Below are 10,683 nucleotides of genomic sequence, written 5' to 3'. Positions count from 1 at the left end.
ATTCGTCGGCAGCGTCAGAGGTGTATAAGAGACAGGGGGTGGGGAGGGCCTGGCCCGTTACCGAGGAATAGTCGGCGAAAGCCTTTGCGTGCCTTCGGTTCTTACGCCGATGGGCTTGAATCCGCCACGGCGTGTAACGGTTCGGTCAACCCCGCTTTCCAGGTCTTACGCCACCGCTCGCGGTGGGATAACGTCCCGCCCCAGACCGGCGACGACGGTCTTGGTTCGTCCACCCCGCAAGGGCCAATCAGCGGCGGGTGGTTCGGATCATGGACGGAGGAGGGTTCGGGCCTTGAGGCAGAAGCTCGCACGCGTGATCGGCGGGGTCGCCATGCTGGCGCTCGTCGCCGGTGGCACCGCTTGTTCCAGCGGCAGCGACGATGAGGGTTCCGGGGGCAGCGCCTGCGGGAGCAAGATCGCTTTCTTCGGCGCGCTGACCGGAAGCTCGGCCGCGCTGGGCATCAACGAGAAGAACGGCGTCAAGCTGGCCGTCGACAAGTACAACAAGGAGAACGCGGACTGCAAGGTCGAGCTCGCCGAGCTCGACTCGCAGGGCAGCCCGGACCAGGCGCCGGGTCTGGCCCAGAAGGCGATCGACGACACCAAGATCCTGGGTGTCGTGGGTCCGGCCTACTCGGGCGAGTCCGAGGCCGCCGGCCCGCTGTTCAACGAGGCCGGTCTGGTCACCATCACCCCCTCCGCGACCAACCCGACCCTGGCCACCAAGGGCTGGAAGACGTTCTTCCGTGCGGTCGGCAACGACCTGAGCCAGGGCCCCGCCGCCGGCGTCTACATGAAGAACGTGCTCAAGGCCGACCGGGTCTACGTCATCGACGACCAGTCCGCCTACGGCGCCGGCCTGGCCGACGAGGTCAAGAAGGTGCTCGGCCCCGCGGTCGTGGGCAGCGACAAGGTCCAGGGCGAGGGCAAGCAGACCGAGTTCTCCGGTGTGGTCACCAAGGTCAAGGCCGCCAACGTGAAGGCGGTCTTCTACGGCGGCTACTACCAGGAGGCCGGCCTGATCCGTAAGCAGCTCACCGCTGCCGGCGTCACCGCCCCGCTGGTCGCCGGTGACGGCGTGAACGACGGCGCCTACATCACCTCCGCCGGCCAGGCGGCTGCCGAGGGCACCATCCTCACCTGCCCCTGCCAGCCGTCCACCGAGGCGCGCGGCACCTTCGCGGCCGACTTCAAGGCGCTCAACGGCACCGACCCGGGCACCTACAGCGACACCGCGTTCGACGCGGCGAACATCCTGCTGGCCGGCATCAAGGCCGGTAAGACCACCCGTGCCGACCTGCTGGAGTTCGTCAAGGGCTACAACGGCGAGGGCGTGGCGTCGACCTACAAGTTCGTCGAGGGTGGCGAGCTGGACCCGGCGCAGGTCAAGGTCTGGGCGTTCAAGGTGCAGGGCGGCAAGGTCGTCCCGGACCAGGAGATCCCCAAGTCCTGATCGGTCGATCGCTGGGCTGGCGATTGAGTTGTGATCGCGGGTGCGGCCGGGAGCTGGCTCCCGGCCGCACCTTCTTTTTCTCTTGAGCGACGGAGTGTCCCTCCCTTGGACTTCGACGGCTTGTTCTCCAACTTCGGGGAACTCACCACGACCGGCTTGACGCAGGGCGCCATCTACGCCCTGGTCGCGCTCGGCTACACGCTTGTCTACGGCGTGCTCAGGCTTATCAACTTCGCCCACTCCGAGGTCTTCATCGCCGGCGCGTTCGCCGCGATCTGGACCTGGAACGGCTTCGGACTGGACCAGAACTCGCAGGTCAGCGGCGTCGGCTCGATCCTGTTCTACCTGCTGGTGGCGATGATCGTGGCGGCCATCGCCTCGGCGGGCACCGCGACGGTGATCGAACGGGTGGCGTACCGGCCGCTGCGGAAGCGCAACGCGCCGCCGCTGGCGTTCCTCATCACCGCGATCGGCGCCTCGATCGCGATCTCCGAGGCGTTCGGCGTCTACACGCGGCGTCTGCCGGAGGGTGCGCCCCGGCTGGTCAGCTCCGAGCCGCTGTTCCACATCGCCGGGGTGCCGATCGACGCGGTGCAGCTGCTCACGGTCGGCTCCGCGCTGGTGATGATGTTCGCGCTGGACCAGTTCATCAACCGCAGCCGTACCGGCCGCGGCATCCGTGCGGTCGCGCAGGACGCCAACACGGCGGCCCTGATGGGCGTCAACAAGGACCGCATCATCCTGATGGTCTTCATCGCCGGTGGCACCATGGCCGGTGTCGCGGGCCTGCTCTACGACGTGCGGATCCAGACGCTCACCTACAGCGTCGGCTTCCTGCTGGGTCTCAAGGCGTTCACCGCGGCGGTGCTCGGTGGTATCGGCAACCTGCGCGGCGCGCTGATCGGCGGCCTGCTGCTCGGCGTCGTGGAGAACTACGCCTCGGGTCTGTTCGGCAGTCAGTGGAAGGACTTCGCCGCGTTCGCGGTGCTCGTCGTGCTGCTGATGTTCCGGCCGACCGGTCTGCTCGGCGAATCACTGGGGAGGGCACGCGCATGACGACCACCATCGACCCGCCGGAGCGGCGGGAGACGGCGGCGGACAAGCTGCGGCAGGGCCGGCACGCGATCTCGGAGCGCTGGCGCCACGCACCGCGCTGGGTGCGCTGGGTGCTGCTCGCCGCGGTCATCGCGTTCTTCTACGCGCTGCCGAACAAGGAGTTCTACCAGTACCTCGGGCCGATCCCGACGCCCGGGGCGAACTTCACCCAGGTGCTGTTCACGGTCTCGATCTACGTGCTGCTGGCGGTCGGGCTCAACATCGTGGTCGGCTTCGCCGGCCTGCTCGACCTCGGCTACTTCGGCTTCTTCGCCGTCGGCGCGTACACGGTCGCGGTATTGACCTCGCCCAGCAGCAACCTCAAGACGCTGTGGCCGTGGCTGCTGGTGGTGCCGATCGCGATCGCCCTGACCATGGTCTCCGGCGTCATGCTGGGTACGCCGACGCTGCGCCTGCGTGGTGACTACCTGGCGCTGGTGACGCTCGGCTTCGCCGAGATGATCCGGATCGCGGCGGTCAGTTCCGAGTTCCTGCGGGGACAGCGGGGCTTCAGCGAGATCCCGCACCCGCCCGGCCAGTACGCCGACGGCCGGCCGTGGTTCGGCGTGCTCGACGCCCGCCCGTACTACTGGCTGGTGCTCACGCTGATCATCCTGGTGGTGATCGGGGTGCGGAACCTGACCCACAGCCGGGTCGGCCGGGCCTGGATCTCGATCCGCGAGGACGAGGACGCCGCCCAGCTCATGGGCGTGCCGACGTTCAAGTTCAAGCTGTGGGCGTTCGCCTCCGGCGCGGCCATCGCCGGCCTGGCCGGCGCGCTGTTCGCCGGTAAGCAGAACTTCGTCAACTCGCAGAACTTCGAGCTGCTCAACTCGATCATCATCCTGGCCGCTGTCATCTTCGGCGGCTCGGGCAACATCGTCGGCGCGATCGTCGGCGGTGGCCTGGTGGCGTACATGATCGAGCGGTTCCGTGGCATCGAGCTGTTCGGCGTGGAGCTGTACGAGTACCGGTTCCTCTTCTTCGGTCTGGTGCTCGTGGTGATGATGATCTTCCGGCCGCAGGGCCTGATCCCGAACCGGCGACGAGCGGCGGAGTTCAAGGACCGCCGCAAGGAGGTGATCGTCGGTGAGTGACACCGAGCAGAACCCGAAGGTTCCGGTCCAGGCGGCGGCCCCCGCCGTCGAGGCGGTCGACAAGCGGGAGCCGTTGCTGGAGGTCGACCACGTCACGCTGCGCTTCGGCGGCGTGGTGGCCCTCAACGACGTGGACTTCACCCTCTACAAGGGTGAGATCCTCGGTCTGATCGGCCCGAACGGCGCCGGCAAGACCACCTGCTTCAACGCGATGACCGGCATCTACCAGCCCACCGAGGGGCAGATCCGGTTCCTGGGCCAGAAGATCAGTGGCAAGAAGCGCCACCAGATCACCCGCATGGGCATGGCCCGTACGTTCCAGAACATCCGTCTCTTCCCGGAGATGACCGCGCTGGAGAACGTCCAGGTCGGCGCGGACGCGCACCACAAGACCAGCGTGATCTCCGCCCTGCTGCGCCTGCCGCGGCACTGGAAGGAGGAGCGCGAGGGCCGGGAGAAGGCCGAGCGCCTGCTGGAGTTCGTCGGCATCCGCAACCGGATGCACGAGTTCGCCCGCAACCTGTCCTACGGCGAGCAGCGGCGGTTGGAGATCGCCCGCGCGCTGGCCACCGATCCGAAACTGCTCTGCCTGGACGAGCCGGCCGCCGGCTTCAACCCGGCGGAGAAGGAGGAGCTGCTCCAGCTCATCCGGCAGATCCGGGACCAGGGCGTGACGGTGCTGCTGATCGAGCACGACATGCGCCTGGTGATGGGCGTGACCGACCGGATCGTGGTCCTGGAGTTCGGAAAGAAGATCGCCGAAGGGCTGCCCGCCGAGGTGCGGGACAACCCGAAGGTGGTCGCGGCGTACCTGGGGGTGCCGGACGATGCTGCTTGAGGTCGAGGACGTGAGCCTGCTCTACGGGCGGATCCAGGCGCTGCACGGCATCAGCCTGACCGTGGACGAGGGGGAGATCGTCGCGCTGATCGGCGCGAACGGCGCCGGCAAGTCCACCACCATGCGGGCGATCTCCGGCATCCGGCCGGTCGCCTCCGGCCGGATCAAGTTCGCCGGCGAGGACATCACCAAGCTCCGCGCCGACCTGCGGGTCCGGCGCGGGCTGTGCCAGGCACCCGAGGGACGGGGCATCTTCCCCGGCATGACGGTGCTGGAGAACCTCGACATGGGCGCGTACACCCGGCGCGACAAGGCCGGCATCGCGCAGGACCTGGCCCGGGTGCTGGACCTGTTCCCGCGGCTGGCCGAGCGGCGCAAGCAGGCCGGCGGCACGCTCTCCGGCGGCGAGCAGCAGATGCTCGCGGTCGGCCGGGCGCTGATGAGCCGGCCGAAGCTGCTGCTGCTCGACGAGCCGTCGATGGGTCTCGCGCCGATGCTGATCCAGCAGATCTTCACGATCATCACGGAGATCAACCAGCAGGGCACCACGATCCTGCTGGTGGAGCAGAACGCCCAGCAGGCGCTGGCGCGCGCCCACCGGGCGTACGTGCTGGAGACCGGCCGGATCGTCAAGAGCGGCACCGGCGCGGACCTGCTGCACGACCCCTCGGTCAAAGAGGCCTACCTCGGCGTGGCCTGACCGGCCGACCCCTCGCAATAAGGAGTACAGCCATGTTCCACCCCAACCCCGGACGGCGGGCGGCGCTCGGCGTCGCCGGTGCGGCCGTCCTGCTGCTCTCCCTCGCCGCGTGCGGCGAGGAGGAGAGCACCGACCAGCCCGGCGGCGGTCCCAGCGTCGCGTCGTCGGTCGACGCCGCGCTGGCCGCGAAGGTCCCGGACGCGATCAAGTCGGACGGCAAGATCGTGGTGGGCACCGACTCCACCTACGCCCCGGCGGAGTTCCTGGACACCGACGGCAAGACCGTGATCGGCTTCGACGTCGAGCTGTTCACCGCGGTGGCGGCCAAGCTGGGCCTCAAGGCGGAGTTCGTCTCGGCGCCGTTCGGCGACATCATCAACGGCGTCAACTCGGGCAAGTACGAGGCGGGCGTCTCGTCGTTCACCATCAACGACGAGCGCAAGGGCCAGGCCAACATGGTCAGCTACTTCCAGGTCGGCACGCAGTGGGTGACCAAGAAGGGCAACCCGGCCGGGGTCGCGCTGGACAACGCCTGCGGCAAGAAGATCGCGGTGCAGAAGGACACGGTCCAGGTCGAGGACATCCAGAAGCGCTCCAAGGCGTGCACCGACGCCGGCAAGCCGGCGATCACGGTCGACCAGTTCCCGGGCCAGGACGCCGCCACCGCCGCCGTCGTGTCCGGCAAGGACGACGCGATGCTGGCCGACTACCCGGTCGGCGTGTACGCGGTGACGCAGTCCAACGACGCCCTGGAGCTGCTGGACAAGCAGTACGAGGCGGCGCCGTACGGCTACGTGCTGGCCAAGGAGCAGACGCAGCTGGCCGAGGCGGTGCGGGACGCCACCAAGGCCGTGATCGCCGACGGCTCGTACAAGCAGGTGCTCGACAAGTGGAAGGTGGGAGACGGCGCGATCACGGACCCCGCGATCAACCCGTGACGACATGACCACCGAGGAAGCGACAACCGCGCGGGCACGGCCGGAACCGATCAAGGCCGTGCCCGTGCGGCACCCCGGACGATGGGTCGCCGTGGCGGTGCTCTCCGTCCTGGCCGCGATGTTCGTCCACCTGCTGGTGACCAACGAGGCCTTCAACTGGTCCTTCATGGTCGACAAGATGTTCCGGCCGCCGATCATCGAGGGCCTGCTGCGCGGCACCGTGCTGATGACTGTCAGCGCGATGCTCATCGGCGTCACGCTCGGCGTGGTGATCGCGGTGATGCGGCTGTCGGACAACCCGATCCTGCGCGGCGTGGCCTGGCTCTACACCTGGTTCTTCCGGGCCGTGCCCCGGCTGGTCCTGCTGGCCGTCTTCGGCAACATCGGCATCCTGTGGAGCCGGGTCGAGTTCGGGGTGCCGTTCGACACCCAGATCGGCCAGCTGTTCGGCATCGACAACCTGCAACTGCGGCTGTTCGGGTTCTCCTCCCGTGACATCCTCACCGGCTTCATGGCCGGTCTGCTCGGCCTCGCGCTCTCCGAGGCCGCGTACATGGCGGAGATCGTCCGGGCCGGCATCCAGTCGGTCGATCCCGGTCAGACCGAGGCCGCTCAGGCACTCGGCCTGAGCCGTGCCCAGCTACTGCGCCGGGTGGTGCTGCCGCAGGCGATGCGGGTGATCATCCCGCCGACCGGCAACGAGACCATCGCCATGCTCAAGGACACGTCCCTGTTGCTCTACGTGCCGGTGAGCGTGGAGCTGTTCTTCCAGCTCGACGCCGTCGGCAAACGGACGTTCCAGATCTTCCCGATGTACGTCGCGGCGTGCCTGTGGTACCTGTTCCTGACCAGCATCCTGCTCGTCGGCCAGTACTACCTGGAGCGCCACTTCGGCAAGGGATACGGCGTCACCGGGCGGGCCCGGCTGAGGCTGCGAGGGATGACGGCCGAGGCCGGTGGCGGCGCGGGGGTGGTGAAGTGACCGAGCTGATCGTGCCCGCGCAGGCCACCGCGCCCACGGCCGGGTCCGGCCTGATGGTGCGGGCCGAGCAGGTGCACAAGTCGTTCGGGCCGCTGGAGGTGCTCAAGGGCATCGACCTGGAGGTCCGCTCCGGCGAGGTGTGCTGCCTGCTGGGGCCCTCGGGCTCCGGCAAGTCGACGTTCCTGCGCTGCATCAACCACCTGGAGAAGATCGACGCCGGCCGGATCTGGGTCGACGGCGACCTGATCGGCTACCGGGAGCGCGGCGGCAAGCTGTACGAGATGCGGGACAAGGAGGTCGCCGCGCAGCGCCGTGCCATCGGCATGGTGTTCCAGCGGTTCAACCTGTTCCCGCACATGACGGTGCTGCAGAACGTCATGGAGGCGCCGGTGCTGCTGCGCCAGGCGAAGAAGGCGCAGGCCCGCGAGCACGCCGCGCAGCTGCTGGACCGGGTGGGGCTGGGCGACAAGCTCGGCGCGTACCCCGGTCAGCTCTCCGGCGGCCAGCAGCAGCGGGTGGCGATCGCCCGGGCGCTGGCCATGCGGCCGAAGCTGATGCTGTTCGACGAGCCGACCAGCGCGCTCGACCCGGAGCTGGTGGGCGAGGTGCTGGACACGATGAAGGACCTGGCCCGCGACGGCATGACGATGATCGTGGTGACCCACGAGATCGGCTTCGCCCGCGAGGTGGGCGACCACCTCGTGTTCATGGACGGCGGCGTGGTGGTCGAGCAGGGTGACCCGCGCGAGGTGATCTCGGCGCCGAAGCACGAGCGGACCAAGGCGTTCCTGGCCAAGGTTCTCTGACCTCGGCCTCCGGTGCGGCGCGCGCCGCACCGGAGGCCGGAGTTGTCGGGCGTACGGACTAGAGTCGCAGCCGTGACAGCTACGACGCCGCGCCTGCTCCTCGTCGACGGACATTCCCTGGCATACCGGGCTTTCTTCGCCCTGCCTGTGGAGAACTTCTCCACCACCACGGGGCAGCCGACCAACGCCGTCTACGGCTTCACCTCGATGCTGATCAACGTGCTGCGCGACGAGCAGCCGACGCACATCGTCGTGGCGTTCGACGTCTCCCGCCGCTCCTTCCGCACCGAGAGGTACTCCGAGTACAAGGCCGGCCGCAGCGAGACCCCCACCGACTTCAAGGGCCAGGTCAGCCTGGTCAAGGAGGTCCTCGCCGCGCTGCGCGTGCCGGTGGTCGAGAAGGAGGGCTACGAGGCCGACGACGTCATCGCCACGCTCGCCTGCCAGGCCCGCGACCAGGGCATGGACGTGCTGATCACCACCGGCGACCGGGACGCGTTCCAGCTCGTCGGCGAGCAGGTGACAGTGCTCTACCCGCGCAAGGGCGTCTCCGACCTGGCCCGGATGGACCCGGCCGCGGTCGAGGCGAAGTACGGCGTCACCCCGGACCGCTACCGCGACCTGGCCGCGCTGGTCGGCGAGACCAGCGACAACCTGCCGGGCGTACCGGGTGTCGGCCCGAAGACCGCGGCCAAGTGGATCAACCTGTACGGCGGCGTCGAGGGCGTGGTGGCCCGCGCCGACGAGATCAAGGGCAAGGCCGGCGACAGCCTGCGCGAACGGCTGGCCGACGTGATCCGCAACTACGAGATCAACTGCCTGGTCTCCGACCTGGAGCTGCCGGTCCGCCCCGAGGACGCCCGCTGGCAGGGCTGGGACCGCGAAGCCGTGCACCAGGTCTTCGACACGCTCCAGTTCCGCATCCTGCGCGACCGGCTCTACCAATACCTGGAAGCCGTCGAGCCGGAGGCCGAGGCGGGCTTCGATCTGGCCGGCGAGGTGCTCACCGAGCCGGGCGCGCTCGCGGGCTGGCTCGACACGCACGCCCCGGCGGGCGCCCCGGTGGGCCTGGCGGTCACGCTCGACACCGGCCCCAACCGCCGGCACACCGCCACGGTGACCGCGATGGCGCTGGCCACCGCCGCCGGCGCGGGCGCCTGGTTCGACCCGAGCGCCCTGGGCGCCGACGACGAGACCGCGCTGGCCGGGTGGCTCGCCGACGCCGAGCGCCCGAAGGTGCTGCACGACAGCAAGCCGGCGGTGCTGGCGTTCGCCGCGCACGGCTGGGAGCTTCAGGGCATCGCCCGCGACACCCAGATCGCCGCCTACCTGGCCCGCCCCGACCAGCGCTCGTACGACCTGACCGACCTGGCGCTGCGCTACCTGCACCGGGAGTTGCGCGTCGACGCGCCGGAGACCGGTCAGCTCACGCTCGACGGGCTCGGCGACGAGGGCGTGGCCGAGCAGAACCTCATGCTCCAGGCCCGCGCCACGCTCGACCTGGCCGACGCGATCGACGCCGAGCTGTCCCGCGACGGCGAGCAGTCGGCCCGGCTGATGGCCGGCGTGGAGCTGCCGCTGATGCGGGTGCTCGCGACCATGGAGCGCACCGGCATCGCCGCCGACACCGACTACCTCTCCGAGCTGGAGGCGCACTTCGCCGCCGAGGTGAAGGCCGCCGCCCAGAGCGCGTACGAGGTGGTCGGCCGGGAGTTCAACCTCGGTTCGCCGAAGCAGCTCCAGGAGATCCTCTTCACCGAGCTGGGCCTGCCCAAGACCAAGCGGATCAAGACCGGTTACACCACCGACGCCGACGCGCTCCAGTGGCTCTACGCGCAGACCGAGCACCCGCTGCTGCACCACCTGCTGCGCCACCGCGACGTGGCGAAGCTCAAGTCGACTGTCGACGGTCTGCTCAAGTCGGTCTCCGACGACGGCCGGATCCACACCACGTTCAACCAGACGGTGGCGGCGACCGGGCGGCTGTCCTCCACCGAGCCGAACCTGCAGAACATCCCGATCCGCACCGAGGAGGGGCGGCGGATCCGGCGCGCGTTCGTCGTCGGCGAGGGCTACGAGTGCCTGCTCACCGCCGACTACAGCCAGATCGAGATGCGGATCATGGCGCACCTGTCCTCGGACGACGCGCTGATCGAGGCGTTCAACTCCGGGCACGACTTCCACGCCGCCACCGCGTCCTCGGTCTTCACGGTCGAGGTCGGCGACGTGACCGCCGACCAGCGCCGCAAGATCAAGGCGATGAACTACGGCCTGGCGTACGGGCTCAGCGCGTTCGGCCTGTCCCAGCAGCTCGGCATCAGCGCCGAGGAGGCGCGCGGGCTGATGGAGAACTACTTCGCCGGGTTCGGCGGGGTCCGCGACTACCTCCAGGAGGTGGTGGCCCGGGCTCGCCAGGACGGCTACACCTCCACCATCCTCGGTCGCCGCCGCTACCTGCCCGACCTGGTCAGCGACAACCGGCAGCGCCGCGAGATGGCCGAGCGGATGGCGCTCAACGCCCCGATCCAGGGTTCGGCGGCCGACATCATCAAGGTCGCGATGCTGCACGTCGACAACGCGCTGCGCGACGCCGGGCTGCGGTCCCGGATGCTGCTGCAGGTGCACGACGAGCTGGTCTTCGAGGTCGCGCCGGGCGAGCGGGAGACGCTGGAGGCGCTGGTGCGCAAGCAGATGGGCGAGGCGTACCCGCTGTCGGTGCCGCTGGAGGTGTCGGTGGGCGAGGGCCGCGACTGGAACAGCGCCGACCACTGACC

General features: G+C 69.2%; 9 protein-coding genes. All 9 read left to right on the top strand.

Translation table 11 applies throughout. The features are described from left to right. Nucleotides 1-292: 292 nt before the first annotated feature. The 9 genes from EAD96_RS01695 (at nt 293) to polA (ending at nt 10,681) form a co-directional block, all read left to right on the top strand. Entirely contained in the window at nt 293-1,453 is a 1,161-nt protein-coding gene (locus EAD96_RS01695) for a branched-chain amino acid ABC transporter substrate-binding protein (RefSeq protein ID WP_121683030.1), read from the top strand. Between the two features lie 105 nt (nt 1,454-1,558). Further along, nucleotides 1,559-2,509 (top strand): branched-chain amino acid ABC transporter permease, encoded by a 951-nt coding sequence (locus EAD96_RS01690; RefSeq protein ID WP_121683029.1) that lies wholly within the window; start codon nt 1,559-1,561, stop codon nt 2,507-2,509. Then, complete coding sequence (locus EAD96_RS01685; protein WP_121683028.1) at nt 2,506-3,645, top strand: branched-chain amino acid ABC transporter permease; 1,140 nt, start codon at nt 2,506-2,508, stop codon at nt 3,643-3,645. The genes EAD96_RS01690 and EAD96_RS01685 overlap by 4 nt, the downstream gene beginning before the upstream one ends. 73 nt (nt 3,646-3,718) lie before the next feature. Next, nucleotides 3,719-4,483: an ABC transporter ATP-binding protein gene (locus tag EAD96_RS01680; protein ID WP_174361811.1), complete on the top strand. Its 765-nt coding sequence runs from the start codon at nt 3,719-3,721 to the stop codon at nt 4,481-4,483. Next, complete coding sequence (locus tag EAD96_RS01675) at nt 4,473-5,183, top strand: ABC transporter ATP-binding protein (protein ID WP_121683026.1); 711 nt, start codon at nt 4,473-4,475, stop codon at nt 5,181-5,183. The genes EAD96_RS01680 and EAD96_RS01675 overlap by 11 nt, the downstream gene beginning before the upstream one ends. Nucleotides 5,184-5,215: 32 nt before the next feature. After that, nucleotides 5,216-6,121, top strand: coding sequence for an ABC transporter substrate-binding protein (locus EAD96_RS01670; protein ID WP_121683025.1), 906 nt, complete (start codon nt 5,216-5,218; stop codon nt 6,119-6,121). Nucleotides 6,122-6,125: 4 nt separating this feature from the next. After that, nucleotides 6,126-7,103 carry an amino acid ABC transporter permease gene (locus tag EAD96_RS01665; protein WP_121683024.1) on the top strand — a complete coding sequence of 326 codons (978 nt, stop codon included), beginning with the start codon at nt 6,126-6,128 and terminating at the stop codon, nt 7,101-7,103. Between the two features lie 53 nt (nt 7,104-7,156). Further along, entirely contained in the window at nt 7,157-7,909 is a 753-nt protein-coding gene (locus EAD96_RS01660) for an amino acid ABC transporter ATP-binding protein (protein ID WP_199733037.1), read from the top strand. A 72-nt stretch (nt 7,910-7,981) separates the two neighbouring features. After that, nucleotides 7,982-10,681: a DNA polymerase I gene (gene polA / locus EAD96_RS01655; protein WP_121683022.1), complete on the top strand. Its 2,700-nt coding sequence runs from the start codon at nt 7,982-7,984 to the stop codon at nt 10,679-10,681. Nucleotides 10,682-10,683 lie beyond the last annotated feature (2 nt).

It is taken from the genome of Micromonospora sp. BL1, from assembly GCF_003667485.1.
Lineage (GTDB): Bacteria > Actinomycetota > Actinomycetes > Mycobacteriales > Micromonosporaceae > Micromonospora > Micromonospora tulbaghiae.
This window is presented reverse-complemented; position numbering and strand designations above follow the sequence as displayed.